Origin of the sequence: Flavobacterium salilacus subsp. salilacus (assembly GCF_004634195.1) — a bacterium.
Classification (GTDB): Bacteria; Bacteroidota; Bacteroidia; order Flavobacteriales; family Flavobacteriaceae; genus Flavobacterium; species Flavobacterium salilacus.
The window spans coordinates 290,969-307,365 of sequence record NZ_SKBP01000001.1 but is presented as its reverse complement, the minus strand read 5'-3'; the positions used below and the strand labels follow the sequence as shown (position 1 = coordinate 307,365).

The following is a 16,397-nucleotide window of genomic DNA, read 5'->3' as shown; positions in this document are numbered from 1 at the left end:
GTACATTGAAAAATTGATTATTGGTACACTAAATTACTTTCGCTTCGTTGTGCAACAGGTTTATAAGTTCGTCAAGGTTATCAGGACTTATCAGTTTCACAGCCGATTTTGGTGCTGGTTTTTCAAATTTCACGGCTTGCGTGTTGTTGTTTGCAGCTACCGGCTCCAATACCGTAAGTTGTTTTTGTCTTGCCATCATAATACCTCTCATGTTAGGTATTTTTAGGTCTTTTTCTTCCACAAGTCCTTTTTGTCCGCCAATAACAAGGGGCAGTTTAGTGCTCAGTGTTTCTTTACCGCCATCTATTTCGCGTACAGCTTTAGCATCGCTTCCTTCAACATCCAGTTTTATACAAGAGTTTACAAAATCGTATCCTAACTGTGCAGCAAGCATACCGGGAACCATACCGCCATTATAATCTAATGATTCTTTTCCGGCTATAATAAGGTCATACCCTCCGTTTTTTGCTACTTCGGCAAGTTGTTTTGCTACATAAAAGCCATCGGTAGGGTTCGCATTTATACGTATCGCTTCATCGGCACCAATGGCAAGTGCTTTACGTAATGTAGCTTCGGCATCAGCACCGCCTACGTTAACTACTGTTACGCTGGCGCCTTGCTGCTCTTTAAACCAAATAGCTCTGGTAAGACCAAATTCATCATTAGGGTTTATTACAAACTGCACACCGTTAGTGTCAAACTCACTGTCGCCGTTTGTAAAGTTGATTTTTGAAGTAGTATCAGGCACATGGCTGATGCAGACTAATATTTTCATTTTTATAAAGTTATAGGAGTTTATGTTTATTCGTTACGAAATTAGTAAAATATTCTGAATAAAAAACTATGCACGCATATTAAATTACATAAATTTAAAATTTACGGCTTAAAATTTTCATATTCCGATTAAACTCGCTTTATACAGGCTTTATTTTACGAAATCAGAAAGTTTTTATCTACTCCTGTATTGTGTTTACTCCATCTGCTTTCTTTTTATAGGCTACATAGGCTTTAGCCAGTTCGAGCATGTTTTCAATCTTAAATTCCTTATTTTCTATACGCTGCCCGATTTCATTATCCTCTCCAAAATAAAGCATTGCCCATTTCCTAAATTTTTTTTCAGCTCCTATAATGGTAATAGATGAAAAAGAGGCCATCAAGGTAGGGGCATCCTCACCCGGACGTCTGTAAAAAAGGCTTATATCTGCCCACGTACCGGAAGTATCTACGGTTCTTGCAACCATATCCCCTTCCTCGTCTATTAAATAAGTTTGACCTATCCAATAATATGTTATTAAAGGGTCGTAAAACCTTACTAAAAGCCACGATTTGGATTTGTATGTTTTTTCACGTTCTTTACCGAATGATTTTATGGCTATTCTTGTATTTCTTCTTTCGAAAAGGTATTTCCCTGCCTCGGTGGTATATAAAATTATATCAATGTCATCATTTTTAAATTTTGTAGTTTTTCCCTTCTCACTTTCTTTAAATTTGATAGCACCGTCTAAAATACGATTGCTGGGTAATTCTGCATAGCCTTCTTTTACATCACCACTTAACAATTGAATTTTGGCTTTATAATATTCATTAGCATTGGCAACAAATGCCATAAAAAGGAACAGGAGGATTAAGGCTTTTTTCATAAGAATTAGTTTAGTTGATTCTGTATTTGTTTCAAAAATAAATAATTACTTTTAATTTTTTGTATAACTAAGTTATATTACGAAAACATTTTCGTAATCTTTTTTAAGGAAACAGCATAAATTATGAGGTTTTAAATGATATTATTGCATTTTTAAAATGCTAAATAATAATTAAAAGTTTTATTTTTGCCATTCACTTTAATATTGAAAAAGTATTTTACATGAGAACGATACAATTCAGGGAAGCCGTTTGCGAAGCGATGAGCGAAGAAATGCGCCGCGATGAAACTATATATTTAATGGGCGAAGAGGTTGCCGAGTATAATGGCGCCTACAAGGCATCGAAAGGAATGCTTGACGAATTTGGTGCTAAAAGAGTTATAGATACACCAATAGCCGAGCTTGGCTTTGCCGGTATTGCAGTAGGCTCTGCCATGAATGGTAACCGACCTATAGTGGAGTTCATGACTTTTAACTTCTCACTTGTGGGTATCGACCAGATTATTAATAATGCTGCCAAAATGCGCCAAATGTCAGGAGGTCAGTTCCCAATGCCAATGGTATTTCGCGGGCCTACAGCTTCAGCAGGGCAATTAGGAGCTACACACTCTCAGGCTTTTGAAAACTGGTTTGCCAACACACCGGGATTAAAGGTAGTTGTACCCTCTAATCCTTATGATGCAAAAGGATTATTAAAATCGGCAATTCGTGATAACGACCCCGTAATCTTTATGGAGTCGGAACAGATGTATGGCGATAAAGGCGAAGTGCCTGACGGAGAATATACTTTACCGCTTGGCGTTGCCGATGTGAAACGCGAAGGTAAGGATGTTACGATAGTATCATTCGGAAAAATAATAAAAGAAGCTTTTGCCGCTGCCGAAGAATTGGAGAAAGAAGGCATAAGCTGCGAAATTATAGATTTGAGAACAGTGCGCCCTATGGATCATGAAACGATTCTTAAATCAGTTAAAAAAACAAATAGGTTGGTAGTGCTTGAAGAGGCGTGGCCGTTTGGCAGTGTAGCTTCAGAGATTACTTATATTGTTCAGGAAAGAGCTTTTGATTATCTGGATGCCCCTATACAACGTATTACCACTGCCGACACCCCTGCACCTTACTCGCCCGCACTTCTTAAAGAGTGGATACCCAACGCCGGTGACGTAGTAAAAGCGGTTAAAAAAGTTATGTATAAATAACAAAATAAACTATTATATTTGGAACTTCATCATAATATTATGATGAAGTTTTTGTTTATAGACATATGAAAAGAGAAATACTACTATTAGGGTTTTTCCTGCTCCTTACCAATACTATTTTTTCGCAGACTAAAGTGAGTGGTGTGGTGCTGGATAAGACAAGTTTACCGATACCTTATGCCAATGTATATTTTAAATCATCAAGCGAAGGAGTTATAACAGATGAGAACGGAAAGTTCTATCTGGAGTCTCAAAGCACGTATTCGGCAATAGTAGTTTCTTTTGTGGGTTTCGCTACAGAAGAGATACCTCTTGAAAAATCGGTTACCTACAACATGAAGGTAGTACTTAACGATTCTCAGGAGCTTAAAGAAGTAGTGCTGTACTCCGGTAAAACATCAAAGAAAAACAATCCTGCGATAGATATATTGCGAAAAATATGGGAACGCCGCCGTAAAAACGGTCTCAAAATGTTCGACCAATACCAGTATGACAAGTACGAAAAGGTGGAGTTTGACATGAACAGTATAGACAGTGCTTTCATGGCAAGCAAAATTTTCAAGGGTATGGAGTTTATCTTTAAGCATGTAGATACATCAAGCGTTACAGGAAAAACCTACTTGCCTATTTTTATAAACGAAAGTCTGAGCGAAGTATATGGCGACAACACTACCAATAGCGAAAAGGAAATACAACAGGCTAATAAAAACTCAGGGTTTAGCGATAACCAGCAAATTATTGCTTTTGTAAAAGACCTTTATGCGGACTATGATATTTATGATAATTATTTAAAGTTTTTTGATAAAGACTTTGTAAGCCCACTGTCGCGCACAGGTATTAACGTATATAACTATGTGTTGCACGACAGTACTTATATAGACAACAAGTGGTGCTACAATATAGTGTTTTACCCGCGCCGTAAAAACGAGCTCACCTTTAAAGGAAACTTTTGGGTAAACGATACCACCTTTGCCATAAAAAAAATAAGCATGGCAGCCAGTAAAGGGGCTAACATCAACTGGGTAAAAGATATTTATATAGAGCAGGAGTTTGATGTGCTTAACGACTCGGTATTTTTATTAAAGCGTGACCACATGATGTCCGACTTTGCATTACGCAAAAAAGAAGAATCAAAAGGAGTATATGGTAAGCGTACAACGCTTTTCAGGGATTATGAATTTGATATAAAAAAGCCGAACGATTTTTATGCAAAAGAAGTAAACTATTATAATGACTCTATACACAAACGGTCGGAAGAATATTGGGCAGAAAATCGCTTTGAATCGCTTAACAAAGATGAAAAATCCGTTTACAAAATGCTCGACACATTAAAAACAGTCCCCAAATTTAAACGAATGTACACCCTTGTCGCTACATTAGGCAGCGGTTACTATCAAATCGGTAAATTTGATTACGGTCCCATTTTCTCAACCTTCGGATATAATGATGTGGAGGGCGTAAGGCTGCGCACAGGCGGGCGTACCTATTTCGGGCAAAACGACCCTTGGCGTTTAGAAGGTTACACCGCATATGGCTTTAAAGACAACCAGTTTAAATATGGTATGTCGGGTAAATGGATGGTAGATAAAAAGAAACGTATTATACTGGCTGCGGGTACACGGCGCGATGTAGAGCAGATAGGGGTAAGCCTTACAGGCTCTACCGATGTGCTGGGCAGGAGTTTTGCCTCATCCGCAATATTTGCCAGTGGAGACAACAGTAAACTAACTTCCGTCAATTTCAGTAATTTTTCAGCAGAGATAGAACCACTGAAAAATGTGGTTTTCAGGGCAAATGCGTCTTATCGTACCCTTAAATCAGCATCGTTAAGTACATTCAGGCTCGATTATTATATAGACCCGAACAACCCGTCTTTGGGAACAAAAGGATTGGTTGAGCAATACGAATACGGCTTGCTGATAGATTATACACCCGGACGCAGGACTATAGGGTATGGTGTGGAACGATCAGATGTAGATGATGATTATACCAGATTATATCTAAACTTCTCGCATGGTATTGATGGCGTTACCGATAATGATTTTAATTACCGAAAACTACAGTTTTACTACAGGCAGCCTGTATTGGTAGGCGGTTTCGGGCGTTTCTTTACCACGCTTGAGGCAGGAAAAATATTTGGCGAAGTACCGCTTGGGCTTATGGGTGTAATACCCGGTAACCAGTCCTACTTTATTATACCCAATACCTACAACCTGATGAACTATTATGAGTTTGTAGCCGATGAATATGTATCGCTGCACTTAGAGCATAATTTTAACGGAAGGCTGTTTTCACGTATTCCTGTTTTGAGAGATTTAAACCTGCGCGAAATAGTAGGTATAAAAGGCGTATATGGTACTGTGTCTGATGATAATTTAAGGCTCAATGCTTCGAGTATTGCTTACAGGGCACCCGAAGATGTATATTGGGAATATCATGCCGGAATAGGTAATATTTTCAAAGTATTCCGTATAGATTTTGCCTGGAGGGGTAACTACCTTAACCTGCCCGATGCCAATAAATTTACCGTAAAAGGCGTATTTGGCTTCCACTTCTAAAAAAGCAGTAAGCAGAACCATTTATTTAATAAGTAGATATTTTTTTTATAATTTACTGTTCTTCATCTCAGTAATTATAGCTGATGCCTTTTGCACAATAATAAATTCTTCATAAAAAGCAGTTATGTATATTCTGCATTAAATTTGTGTGAATATCCCGATTTACTGCACACAATAGGCTTTTATACGCTTGCAAAACACTATTTTTGTGCTACTTTTGCAATCGCTTAATAAAAGAAATAATATAAATATAAATATGTCTGCAGCAAACTTAAAAACATTTGATGTTCTGATAGAAATCCCAAAAGGAAGCAGGAACAAGTATGAATATGATTTTGAATTAAAAAAAATACGCTACGACAGGATGCTTTTTTCTTCTATGATGTATCCTGCCGATTACGGCTTTATCCCGGAAACACTTGCGCTTGACGGTGACCCGCTTGATGTATTGGTGTTGGTTACAGAGCCTACCTTTCCCGGTTGTGTAATGGAAGTAAAACCAATAGGCGTTTTCCATATGGCTGATGAAAAAGGACCGGATGAAAAAATTGTATGCGTACCCGTGTCAGATCCGGTGTGGAACAGGCTGGAAGACCTTAGCGATATGAACCCGCACCTTTTAAAAGAGATAGAACACTTCTTTCAGGTATATAAAGACCTTGAGCAGAAGAAAGTTGATGTTGAAGGATGGGGCGATGTAAACGAAGCACGCGAAATTATAGACAAATGTGTAGATCGTTTTGATACTTTAGAAAACAGACCTCAGGAACTGTTCAGTATTCGATAATTAAATTTTCATAAATAATTAAGGAAAAAGCAATATTCTGTCAATGAGTATTGCTTTTTTTTCGTTGGTTTTGTTATATTTACAATAAGTTAACAACAAACCAAATTATTATTTATGGATTCAATTATGATTTATGTGCCGGTCATTATGGCCGTACTGGGTCTTCTTTTTATGGCTATAAAGAGATCTTGGGTGTTAAAGCAGGATGCCGGAGACGGTAAGATGAAAGAAATTTCAGATTACATTTACGAGGGCGCTCTCGCTTTTTTGAAAGCAGAATACAGACTACTTACTTTTTTTGTAATTGCAGCAAGCATAGCCCTTGCCGTAATTTCATACATTGTTCCTACTACCGATATACTTATAGTAGTTGCCTTTATTTTTGGGGCGTTCTTCTCGGCACTTGCCGGAAATATGGGAATGAAAATAGCCACCAAAACCAATGTGAGAACCACACAGGCAGCACGCACCAGCCTGCCGCAGGCACTTAAAGTGTCCTTTGGCGGTGGTACCGTAATGGGGCTTGGCGTTGCCGGGCTTGCCGTGTTAGGATTAACAGCATTCTTTATATTTTTCTTCCATTACTTTATGGAAGGTGTTTGGACAAACACTGCCGATATGACTATAGTACTCGAAACGCTTGCGGGCTTTTCGCTGGGTGCTGAGTCTATTGCGCTCTTTGCCCGTGTGGGTGGGGGTATTTATACCAAAGCAGCCGATGTGGGTGCCGACCTTGTAGGTAAAGTAGAAGCCGGTATTCCGGAAGATGACCCCCGTAACCCCGCCACTATTGCCGATAACGTAGGGGATAACGTGGGCGATGTAGCCGGTATGGGTGCCGACCTTTTTGGGTCGTATGTGGCAACAGTACTTGCTGCGATGGTGTTGGGTAACTATGTTTTAAGAGATATTATAGCAGATAACCCCGGATTTACCGATGCTTTTGGCGGTATAGGACCCATATTGCTGCCTATGGCAATAGCAGGTTTCGGGATACTGTTCTCAATAATAGGAACTATGCTGGTAAAAATAAGCAGTAACGATGCTAAAGAAGCACAGGTACAAAACGCGCTGAATGTGGGTAACTGGGTTTCGATAGTACTGGTAGCTGTTTCATGTTACTTTTTAGTACAATATATGTTACCCGAAACCATGAAAATGGAATTTTATGGCGAAGGAACGAAAGATATATCTTCTATCAGGGTGTTTTATGCTGCGATAGTGGGCTTGATAGTAGGCGGTGTTATATCATCGGTTACAGAATATTATACAGGACTGGGTAAAAAACCGATACTTGCCATAGTACAAAAATCGAGTACAGGGGCAGGTACTAATATTATAGCAGGACTTGCTACGGGCATGATATCTACCTTCCCCACAGTATTGCTTTTTGCGGGTGCTATTTGGGCATCCTATGCTTTTGCAGGGTTCTATGGTGTGGCGCTTGCAGCTTCGGCTATGATGGCTACTACAGCCATGCAACTTGCTATTGATGCCTTTGGACCAATATCGGACAACGCCGGGGGTATTGCCGAAATGAGCGAACTGCCTAAAGAAGTACGTACCCGCACCGATATTTTAGACTCCGTAGGTAATACTACCGCTGCAACCGGTAAAGGTTTTGCCATTGCGTCGGCTGCGCTTACCTCATTGGCATTATTCGCTGCCTATGTAACCTTTACAGGTATTGATGGTATTAATATATTTAAAGCGCCTGTACTTGCCATGCTGTTTGTAGGGGGAATGATTCCCGTAGTATTCTCAGCATTGGCGATGAACTCGGTAGGAAAAGCTGCTATGGACATGGTATATGAAGTGCGCAGGCAGTTTAAAGAAATACCGGGTATTATGGAAGGTACAGGCAAGCCCGAATATGGCAAGTGTGTGGAAATATCGACTAAAGCGGCTCTGCGCGAAATGATGCTGCCGGGTGTGCTTACCATAGGTTTCCCTATTGCTATTGTATTAGTAGGGATGCTTATCTACCCTGAAAATAACCAACTGGTAGCCGAAATGCTGGGCGGTTATATGGCAGGTGTAACAGTATCAGGTGTGCTATGGGCAGTGTTTCAAAACAATGCCGGCGGTGCATGGGATAATGCTAAAAAATCGTTTGAAGCAGGTGTTATGATTAACGGTGAAATGACGTATAAAGGTTCGGATGCACACAAAGCTGCCGTAACCGGTGATACGGTAGGCGACCCGTTTAAAGATACCTCAGGGCCATCGATGAATATTTTGATTAAACTAACGTGCCTTATAGGGCTGGTGATTGCCCCAATATTGGGCGGTCATGGTGCTAACGACGGGCTTGATGTGTCGCATGGTACGGTTATGGAGCAGCCTGTTATACTGGGACAGGAAACCCGTAAGGAAATCTCAATTGACAAACAAAGAGATAACGACGGTAATATGACGGCTACCGTAACAATATCAACCTATAGCAGTAAGGAACAGGTTAAAACTGATGAACAAATTTTTTCTGGAACGGAAGAAGAAGTAAATGAGAAAATAGCTGAATATAAAGAGAAACAAATGGAGTAGTAAAATTACTACCTTGAATAATAAAAAGTCAGCCCCGCATTGCGGGGCTGGTTTGTTTTAATCCATTTTTTCAAAATGTTTCTTTGATGAAGCTCTATAGGCAAAAGGAGGTTTCTCTTTACGTATTATTCTTTTAATATTATCCCATTCAGCAATTAATTTTTGTACCATATCCCAATATTTAAACCCACCTTTTGATGGAGGATTTAAAAAGAAAATACCAACACCACATTTTAAATATAGTTCTCTTTGATGTTTTTGTGATTGAATACGACTATCTTGTGTAATAACGTACGCTTTTTCGGCTCCAACTTTAGGTATCCAATCTTCATCCTTTGCGCCTTCTCCAAAAACTTTCTTTATAGATAAGACTTGTATCGGATATTTTTCATTAAAATTTAAAGGTTGTTGTAATAGATTTAGAGCATCTGCAAGTTGGCTAGGCAAATTTTCATCAATATATATTTTAAGCCCATTTACCATTATGCAGCGGATTGGTGAAACTTGACAGCATCTTTAACAGACTTTACAGAAATGTCATAAATGGATGCTATAAATTTAATAGGCTCTTCTGCTTGATACATTTTATAAATAGCAATAGTCTGAATGCTAGTGTCTTTTATTACTGGTTGACCAAATTTATGATGTGGGTCACAAACAACGTTAGCTTTTTTTCCTAATGGCCAAAATCTTGTTGCTAAACAATCATTTCCAAAATCTAATTTCTTGAAGAACATTTTGATAAACTCTAAATTTAATTGCTCTGTACCATCAAGGGTTATTAGGTCTCCGTTGCTTTTAATATAAATTTTATATCCATCCGTATGAATATTATTTACTACTTCAGAGTGTGCAAAGGGAAAATGTGTATTAAATTTTTCAGCAAGTACATTATGTGCTTTTAAAACGGCACTAACTTTTATCCCTCTTTCAGCAAACTGCATCATTACATAAAATTCAATCAGAGTATGAAACCCTACAGCCCTATTATTATCAATCTGCCAAGAATAATTTTTTTTATATATAGAACCCAATTTTCCATCCCAATATTGTAAAATCCATTTTCTTACCTTCTGGTAAGGTAATTGTAGGATTTCAGCAATTTCAGAGGTTGTGAAAATGCCATTGCCTAATTGTAGATTATTTTCTAGTGTATGACTCATTTAGGATTTGTAAATAGAAATATTTGTAATGTAATTTTTTAAAAATGGTGTTGAAGTTAGATTATATTCTTAGAATTTACTGTAAAAATAGTAAATTAATTTCAATTTTTTTTTGAGTTAGAAATAAACGCTAAAACAACCCATTTAACTCTGCATCAATTTTATTAATGATAGTCCCTAAATCTTCCGGGTTATCTACAAAGTCCAGTTTATCTACATCCAGTATCAGTAGTTTGCCTTTGTCATAGCTTTGTATCCATGCTTCATAGCGTTCGTTAAGTCGGCTCAGGTAATCTATCGAAATGGAGTTTTCATAATCGCGTCCTCGGCTGTGTATTTGTTTTACCAGGTTGGGTATCGAGCTGCGAAGGTATATAAGCAGGTCGGGTGCGCCTACAAAGCCCTCCATCAGTTCAAACAGCGATTTGTAATTATTAAAATCTCTGTTGGTCATGAGCCCCATAGCGTGCAGGTTGGGTGCAAATATATGGGAGTCCTCATATATCGTTCGGTCCTGTATAATGGTTTTACCGCTTTCGCGTATTTGCAATATCTGGTTAAAACGGCTGTTCAGGAAGTAAATTTGCAGGTTAAACGACCATCGCTCCATCTGGTGGTAAAAATCGTCCAGGTAGGGGTTGTCAACTACATCTTCATAGTGGGGTTCCCATTTAAAATGTTTTGCCAATAATCCTGTTAACGTGGTTTTTCCGGCACCAATATTTCCGGCTACAGCTATATGCATTATTCAGGTAGTGTTACGTTATATTGTATGATTTCGTTGTTGGTAAAAATAGACAAAATTTGGGCGGAATAGTAAAAATTTTCAAAGCTTTTTTCCACTATGGCTATCTTTTTCAGGCTTGTGTTTTCTGGGTTGTACAGGTACAATATCATGTCTTTTTCAAGTAAAACCTGCTTGTCGTTAACAAGTTGTATTTTTTTGAAATCGGGCAACTGCCCCAGGAAGTTTACTTTGCCAAATGGGTTTACGGCATAAAGGTTATTAACATCATCTGCCCAATAAAAATAGTTGTAGCCCGACTCGTAGTATTGCAATGTTTTGTTGAACGGAGGGGTTAAAGCTTTAAAAGTATTTGTAGCAGTATCATACAGCCCTACCTGTTGTGTGTTGGTGTCATATACCCAAAGCCTGTTTTGCGAGGCAAGCCCTACGGCTTCGGCAAGCAGGGGTTGTTGCAGTTCCGAAAAATTGATGCGGGTGGTTTCGTTCAACTGGCTGTCGAGTAACACGGCGGTATTAAAATTTTTATAGAAAAGCACTACCTGTAACGGGTTTTGTAAATCGACACGGTAAATATCGCCCAGCGACACGCTGTTGTATTTTACGCTGCTGCCGTCCTTCTCTTTTTTAAACACATTATTCTGAATGGTATATTTCCACCCGAAAGCATCTGTGCCAACGTAGCGCGCTGTAGTAATCGGAGTTTTGGAAAGCAATTTTGCAGGAATTGTTTTTTCCTGCGCCAACAGCGTGATATGGCTTAATATGATGATAAACAAAACTTGGAATTTCATATAAATACGAGTGCTTGTGGCTTATAAAAATAGTAATTACGCGGTATATGGCAGTGCTATTTATCATAATTTATTTAGGTACTCAGCAAAAGCTCTTTTTTTAAAATTTGTTAATTAATTGGTTAAGTGATTTTATGTCAGCGGAATTGATATATTTGCGCAATAATTAAAATCAAAAATGAAAATGAAAAAAATTGTTTATTCTTTATTTGTAGCAGCGTCACTAATGGTTTCATGCAGTTCTTCTGATGATTCAGACAACACTTCAACAGATGAATTTTCAAACAGTCCTGTTTCCGGGGTTGTTTACAGTGAAGATTTTACTATTGGCGGAGGTACAGCAAGGTCTATTGAGCTTAATGGCGTAGATAGCTTTTATATTTTCTTGAATGAAAATGCTGTAGATTGCGATTCGGATGTTGAAGAGTCTATATGGATAACCGTTCCTGCAGCAGTAGGTACGTACAACAGAGAAGATGGTGAAATGACACTTCAGTTCAGAGATGTTAACGGCGACGGTTTTGAAGGTACTCTTGATGGCAAAATAGAAATTACTGAAATTACCGAAACTATGGTTAAGGGGAAAGTAATGGCTGCCGGTTTTGATGAAGAAGAGAACAGCATCAACGGTACATTCTCAGTACAGTATTGCCCGCTATAAGGCACTCTTAATTAAATAATAATAAAGCCTGCTCTTTTTTTAAGAGCAGGCTTTTTTTATTCCCGTTTGTTATAAGTTCATCAGACGGAAAATGAATAGGAGAGTATATTATAAGAATATATTTATATTCTGTAAGGTAAAATAAATAATATTTATTATTTTTAGTTTAAATAATAGATAATAATTATATTTGTTGCTAACATAAAAATAATTATGGCAACAGATTTTCAGAATAAAAAAAGTGAATTCAGTTCACTTGCATTTCAGATAAGAGTAGATAATCAGGATTTTTTCAGAGGTAAAACACTTTCGAAGGTATTTATCATCGGCAAATCTGAAAAAGAACTTCCTATACTTCTTTATATCAATAAGAGTGTTCCGGAAGATATTAAAAGTCAGTTAGATACTGCTTTTAAAAGTGTTTTCGGATAATTCATTCGATTTGCATAAAAACAACAAAGAGGCTCAGGAGCCTCTTTATTGTTTTATATAGCTGAAAAATAATTAAATCCCGAAGGCTTCCTTTACCTTATCAACATAGTCCAGTTTTTCCCAGGTAAAAAGTTCTACTTCCACCGTTTTTTGTTCGCCGTTAGGCGCAGTAAACGTTTTGGTAACCGTTTCAGGCTTGCGCCCCATGTGTCCATAGGCAGCCGTTTCGCTGTATATAGGGTTTCTCAGTTTCAGGCGTTGCTCTATAAAATAAGGACGCATATCAAACAGTTGTTCTACTTTTTTAGCAATTTCACCATCAGTTAGTTTTACTTTGCTTGTACCATAGGTGTTTATATAAATACCCATAGGTTTAGCTACCCCAATAGCGTAAGACACCTGTACCAGTATCTCATCAGCTACACCCGCAGCTACAAGGTTTTTAGCAATGTGTCGGGTAGCATAAGCAGCGCTTCGGTCAACTTTACTTGGGTCTTTACCCGAAAATGCACCTCCACCATGCGCGCCTTTACCACCGTAGGTATCTACAATAATTTTACGACCGGTAAGCCCGGCATCGCCATGAGGACCACCTATTACAAATTTACCTGTAGGGTTAATGTGGTAGTGTATAGCATCATTAAACAAATGCGCATACTGCGGATTGTTTTTTATAATGCGCGGTATCAATATCTCTTTAATATCTTTTTCAATTTTTGCCAGCATAGCAGCTTCTTCAGCAAAATCATCATGTTGGGTAGAGATAACAATAGCCTCAATGCGTACAGGCTTGTTGTCATCGTCATACTCCAGTGTTACCTGGCTTTTAGCATCGGGGCGCAGGTAAGTAATTTCGCTGTTTTCACGACGTAAAACGGCAAGTTCCTGCAACAGTTTGTGCGACAGGTTCAATGCCAACGGCATATAATCTTCCGTTTCGTTGGTAGCATAACCAAACATCATACCCTGGTCACCCGCTCCCTGTTCTTCCTTACTCTGTCTGTCAACCCCTTGGTTAATATCCTGCGATTGCTCATGTATAGCCGAAAGGATACCGCAAGAGTTGGCATCAAACATATACTCGCTTTTGGTATATCCTATTTTTTTAATAACATCGCGTGCTATTTGTTGTACATCAAGGTAGGTTTTAGATTTTACCTCTCCGGCAAGTATTACCTGTCCTGTAGTTACTAAAGTTTCGCAGGCTACTTTCGAATCGGGGTCGAAAGCCAAAAAGTTATCAATTAATGCATCCGAAATCTGGTCAGCTATTTTATCAGGATGCCCTTCGCTCACTGATTCTGACGTAAATAAATATGCCATAAAAATTATTACTGTTAAGGAGGAGAGATAAGTGCAACGCGAAACTAAAGGGGAGAAGTATCCTGCTTTAGCATTTTTTAATGAGGTTGCAATCAGTACAAATCTTTCCTCGAAATTTATGCAGCAAAGGTATAAAACCTATTTGAAATAAAAAAAATGCTTTGCTTGTTTTAGGAATTTATTAGTAACAGGCACGAAAAGGTTATAGTGTTAAAGTTTTAAATTTTTCTTGTTTTGTAATAAAATAGTTCCGAAGTTTGTTTCAGTTAAAAATGAAATTATAATGAAATTTATTACCTGCCAATACCGCCGTCATACCATGTGGAATATTTCCCGGGAGGTTGCTATTGGTTCGTTTTAAATTTTTTAAAATATAAAAACACTAAGCCCTCCCAATATCAGGAGGGCTTTTTTGTTGCATACACTATAAAATTAGGACATTAAAAATGATAACATCTTTCGCACATACAACAACCTGTCGCCACACCATTTGCACCACATGGATGCAATGGCTGTATGCCCTGTTACCAAAGCGAAGAACGATTTGATTTTAGTATATAATTCATGTTCAGGCTCTTTTGGTAACTTCTCCAAAAGAGCCTTTTTTTTAAACATAATCATCAATACAAAATAATAATAAAGCTATGAATACCGCACAATCCATAAATGTACTCGGCTATACAGGGAACAACAAACAATTTGTTGTAAAAACCCTGAACACCGATTTGAGAATAAGCCAAAACTCCAAATACCCCGAACTGGAAGGGCCAAACCCATACGAATATATACTTGCCGGTTTTGCCGGCTGCATTAACGCTTTGGGGCAACGCGTGGCGCAGGAGCAGGGCATACCGCTAAACTCGCTGCAAATAGAAATTACAGGGAGCTTAAACCGGGAAGAAAAAGCCGGTAGTGTAAAACCGGGTTTCAGCAGTATAGAAATAAAATTGAAACCTGCTGCGCAAGTGTCTATAGAGGTATTGCAAAAATGGCTTGCCGAGGTACAGCAGCGCAGCCCTGCCTATCATACCCTTGTGAACAACACACCCGTAAACTTGATATTGTTTAAAGAATTTGCATACAACTGATATAAGTAAGTTGGATTATAAGTTGTTTTTGTTTGTTTGTTTATTTAGAAGAGCTGCCTTTGCGGCAACCAAAGGCAGCCTCTTTTAATGCTAAAAAAAATGCCATGAATCATAAAATAAATATAGTACTCTTCGGCATAGGTAATGCCGGGAGTGCCCTGATTAATAAAGTAGTAAAGAACAGGAAAAACCTTGTTCTTGAAGAAAAAATAGATATACGATTTCCTATAATAACTAACTCAACTGTGGCTTTCTATGAGAAGGAAGGCGTAAACTACTCATGGGAAGCCAATTTTATTCAGTTTGGGATACCGTTTAAAATGGACGATGTACTCAACTTTGTGCGTGCCTATAGTATGGAAAACCTTATTGCGATAGATGCTACCGCAAGCAACAGCCTGCCGGACGAATACCTCGAACTGATACGTAACGGTTTTAGTGTACTATCTATAAACGAGAAAGTAGCCAACCGTTCTGAAAATTTTGGGAAAGCAGTACAATTTCTTGCCGATAGTCGTGGGCTGGAGTATGAGTACCTTAGCCCTAAGGGGGATAAGACAAAGGTTGTAGAACAACTTTATAATGTCATACTTAAGGTTGTAGAGAAAAAGAAAAGAAAAGAAGAGCTATTGGGCTTCTGAAGAGTCACTTAAATAATTTTCTATGTTGTTCTTAAGGTAGTTATCTTTTTCATCGTAATGTAGCTCAGCTTGTACAAACTTGCCGATACAACTGCTTGTAAGAGAATCACTTTTGTTTTCAGTATAGGAGTACTTTCTAATCCCCAGGTTTGTTATAATAATTTTTTCATCATTAATAATTGCATTTATAGTATTTCGGGATTCATTACATCTTCCATCTAGAAATTCGATAGCTAAGGAATCAGAAGAAATTTTGTAAATACCCCAGTGTACATATGTATTATTTAGCATTACTTTTTGTCGTATGGCTTCCGGACTTTCATACAAGCCATTCCATGGACCTATCCTGCAAAAACCATCTTTATAGAATTGTATAAATCCATATGTTGGGGGCATTCTTTTATATACAATTAAATCAGTAGTATATGTACCAGAAATTGATTTTATTTCATAATAACCATCAGTACGGAGATCTGATAAACTGTCTAAAGTAAATCCCGGGTCATAAAACTCTATAGTTATCTTGCCTTGATTATTATGCTCAGGCTGTGTTTTACATGAAGTTAGTAGTGCTGCGATAGCAAATATGAAAAATCTTAATTTCATATGAAATTATATATGTAAATATAAAACAAATTTGTTTCGTAAACATATATTCCATTACTTTGTAGTGTTCTTATACACACTGATATGTTATCACGAAAGGCAGAGGGAATAGACCCGATGAAGCCTTAGCAACCCTTTAAACTTTTAAAGAAGGTGCTAAATTCTACCACAGTAATGCGGATAGATAACACACGAAATATTGCTTATCGCAATATT

Annotated in this window: 17 protein-coding genes and 1 riboswitch; of the genes, 8 read left to right on the top strand and 9 right to left on the bottom strand. The window is 38.0% G+C overall.

Annotated elements, in window-relative coordinates; genetic code table 11:
• Positions 1-28 precede the first annotated feature (28 nt).
• Both E0W68_RS01520 and E0W68_RS01515 read right to left on the bottom strand, forming a co-directional pair.
• Positions 29-775, bottom strand: coding sequence for an electron transfer flavoprotein subunit beta/FixA family protein (locus tag E0W68_RS01520; protein ID WP_135217639.1), 747 nt, complete (start codon positions 773-775; stop codon positions 29-31).
• A gap of 178 nt (positions 776-953) precedes the next feature.
• Positions 954-1,640 carry a hypothetical protein gene (locus E0W68_RS01515; RefSeq protein WP_135217638.1) on the bottom strand — a complete coding sequence of 229 codons (687 nt, stop codon included), beginning with the start codon at positions 1,638-1,640 and terminating at the stop codon, positions 954-956.
• A gap of 203 nt (positions 1,641-1,843) precedes the next feature.
• Between E0W68_RS01515 and E0W68_RS01510 the strand changes: the two genes are divergently transcribed.
• From E0W68_RS01510 to E0W68_RS01495, 4 genes are all read left to right on the top strand, one after another.
• Complete coding sequence (locus E0W68_RS01510) at positions 1,844-2,839, top strand: pyruvate dehydrogenase complex E1 component subunit beta (RefSeq protein WP_262712109.1); 996 nt, start codon at positions 1,844-1,846, stop codon at positions 2,837-2,839.
• A 65-nt stretch (positions 2,840-2,904) separates the two neighbouring features.
• Positions 2,905-5,397, top strand: a complete 2,493-nt coding sequence (locus tag E0W68_RS01505) for a DUF5686 and carboxypeptidase-like regulatory domain-containing protein (RefSeq protein ID WP_135217636.1) — start codon at positions 2,905-2,907, stop codon at positions 5,395-5,397.
• Between the two features lie 256 nt (positions 5,398-5,653).
• Positions 5,654-6,184 (top strand): inorganic diphosphatase, encoded by a 531-nt coding sequence (locus tag E0W68_RS01500; protein WP_135217635.1) that lies wholly within the window; start codon positions 5,654-5,656, stop codon positions 6,182-6,184.
• 114 nt (positions 6,185-6,298) lie between these two features.
• Entirely contained in the window at positions 6,299-8,728 is a 2,430-nt protein-coding gene (locus tag E0W68_RS01495) for a sodium-translocating pyrophosphatase (protein WP_135217634.1), read from the top strand.
• Between the two features lie 57 nt (positions 8,729-8,785).
• Here E0W68_RS01495 and E0W68_RS01490 read toward each other — a convergent pair whose 3' ends face one another.
• The 4 genes from E0W68_RS01490 to E0W68_RS01475 all read right to left on the bottom strand — a co-directional run bounded on the left by E0W68_RS01490 (position 8,786) and on the right by E0W68_RS01475 (position 11,430).
• On the bottom strand, positions 8,786-9,211 hold the full coding sequence (locus E0W68_RS01490; RefSeq protein ID WP_135217633.1) for a PIN-like domain-containing protein: 426 nt from the start codon (positions 9,209-9,211) through the stop codon (positions 8,786-8,788).
• Positions 9,211-9,891 carry a DUF433 domain-containing protein gene (locus tag E0W68_RS01485; protein WP_135217632.1) on the bottom strand — a complete coding sequence of 227 codons (681 nt, stop codon included), beginning with the start codon at positions 9,889-9,891 and terminating at the stop codon, positions 9,211-9,213. Before E0W68_RS01485 ends, E0W68_RS01490 begins: the two co-directional genes overlap by 1 nt.
• 130 nt (positions 9,892-10,021) lie before the next feature.
• Positions 10,022-10,636 (bottom strand): deoxynucleoside kinase, encoded by a 615-nt coding sequence (locus E0W68_RS01480; protein WP_135217631.1) that lies wholly within the window; start codon positions 10,634-10,636, stop codon positions 10,022-10,024.
• Entirely contained in the window at positions 10,636-11,430 is a 795-nt protein-coding gene (locus E0W68_RS01475; RefSeq protein ID WP_135217630.1) for an NHL repeat-containing protein, read from the bottom strand. Before E0W68_RS01475 ends, E0W68_RS01480 begins: the two co-directional genes overlap by 1 nt.
• A 184-nt stretch (positions 11,431-11,614) precedes the next feature.
• On the opposite strand from E0W68_RS01475, the gene E0W68_RS01470 reads away from it, so the two are divergent.
• Positions 11,615-12,091: a hypothetical protein gene (locus E0W68_RS01470; RefSeq protein WP_135217629.1), complete on the top strand. Its 477-nt coding sequence runs from the start codon at positions 11,615-11,617 to the stop codon at positions 12,089-12,091.
• Positions 12,092-12,304: 213 nt separating this feature from the next.
• Positions 12,305-12,523, top strand: a complete 219-nt coding sequence (locus tag E0W68_RS01465) for a hypothetical protein (protein ID WP_135217628.1) — start codon at positions 12,305-12,307, stop codon at positions 12,521-12,523.
• Between the two features lie 72 nt (positions 12,524-12,595).
• Here the strand turns inward: E0W68_RS01465 and metK are convergent, their stop codons facing one another.
• Together metK and E0W68_RS13815 are read right to left on the bottom strand one after the other, a co-directional pair.
• Entirely contained in the window at positions 12,596-13,846 is a 1,251-nt protein-coding gene (gene metK, locus E0W68_RS01460; protein ID WP_135217627.1) for a methionine adenosyltransferase, read from the bottom strand.
• Between the two features lie 432 nt (positions 13,847-14,278).
• The gene (locus E0W68_RS13815) at positions 14,279-14,440 is read right to left on the bottom strand and encodes a hypothetical protein (protein WP_162845785.1); all 162 of its coding nucleotides are present in this window, start codon (positions 14,438-14,440) and stop codon (positions 14,279-14,281) included.
• A 50-nt stretch (positions 14,441-14,490) separates the two neighbouring features.
• Here E0W68_RS13815 and E0W68_RS01455 point away from each other — a divergent pair, with 50 nt between their 5' ends.
• Both E0W68_RS01455 and E0W68_RS01450 read left to right on the top strand, forming a co-directional pair.
• Positions 14,491-14,934, top strand: a complete 444-nt coding sequence (locus E0W68_RS01455; protein ID WP_135217626.1) for an OsmC family protein — start codon at positions 14,491-14,493, stop codon at positions 14,932-14,934.
• Positions 14,935-15,038: 104 nt separating this feature from the next.
• Complete coding sequence (locus E0W68_RS01450) at positions 15,039-15,575, top strand: hypothetical protein (RefSeq protein WP_135217625.1); 537 nt, start codon at positions 15,039-15,041, stop codon at positions 15,573-15,575.
• Here E0W68_RS01450 and E0W68_RS01445 read toward each other — a convergent pair.
• A complete protein-coding gene (locus E0W68_RS01445) occupies positions 15,561-16,181 on the bottom strand; it encodes a hypothetical protein (protein WP_135217624.1) in 621 nt (206 codons plus the stop codon). The two genes, E0W68_RS01450 and E0W68_RS01445, sit on opposite strands and share 15 nt — an antisense overlap.
• Positions 16,182-16,265: 84 nt before the next feature.
• Positions 16,266-16,372, top strand: a riboswitch (SAM riboswitch).
• Positions 16,373-16,397 lie beyond the last annotated feature (25 nt).

Coding starts and splice junctions, on each gene's coding strand:
- E0W68_RS01475 (WP_135217630.1), bottom strand. CDS start 11,430: ATGAAATTCCAAGTTTTGTTTATCATCATATTAAGCCATATCACGCTG.
- E0W68_RS01515 (WP_135217638.1), bottom strand. CDS start 1,640: ATGAAAAAAGCCTTAATCCTCCTGTTCCTTTTTATGGCATTTGTTGCC.
- metK (WP_135217627.1), bottom strand. CDS start 13,846: ATGGCATATTTATTTACGTCAGAATCAGTGAGCGAAGGGCATCCTGAT.
- E0W68_RS01520 (WP_135217639.1), bottom strand. CDS start 775: ATGAAAATATTAGTCTGCATCAGCCATGTGCCTGATACTACTTCAAAA.
- E0W68_RS01445 (WP_135217624.1), bottom strand. CDS start 16,181: ATGAAATTAAGATTTTTCATATTTGCTATCGCAGCACTACTAACTTCA.
- E0W68_RS01495 (WP_135217634.1), top strand. CDS start 6,299: ATGGATTCAATTATGATTTATGTGCCGGTCATTATGGCCGTACTGGGT.
- E0W68_RS01505 (WP_135217636.1), top strand. CDS start 2,905: ATGAAAAGAGAAATACTACTATTAGGGTTTTTCCTGCTCCTTACCAAT.
- E0W68_RS01490 (WP_135217633.1), bottom strand. CDS start 9,211: ATGGTAAATGGGCTTAAAATATATATTGATGAAAATTTGCCTAGCCAA.
- E0W68_RS01450 (WP_135217625.1), top strand. CDS start 15,039: ATGAATCATAAAATAAATATAGTACTCTTCGGCATAGGTAATGCCGGG.
- E0W68_RS01485 (WP_135217632.1), bottom strand. CDS start 9,891: ATGAGTCATACACTAGAAAATAATCTACAATTAGGCAATGGCATTTTC.
- E0W68_RS01465 (WP_135217628.1), top strand. CDS start 12,305: ATGGCAACAGATTTTCAGAATAAAAAAAGTGAATTCAGTTCACTTGCA.
- E0W68_RS01470 (WP_135217629.1), top strand. CDS start 11,615: ATGAAAAAAATTGTTTATTCTTTATTTGTAGCAGCGTCACTAATGGTT.
- E0W68_RS01500 (WP_135217635.1), top strand. CDS start 5,654: ATGTCTGCAGCAAACTTAAAAACATTTGATGTTCTGATAGAAATCCCA.
- E0W68_RS01455 (WP_135217626.1), top strand. CDS start 14,491: ATGAATACCGCACAATCCATAAATGTACTCGGCTATACAGGGAACAAC.
- E0W68_RS01480 (WP_135217631.1), bottom strand. CDS start 10,636: ATGCATATAGCTGTAGCCGGAAATATTGGTGCCGGAAAAACCACGTTA.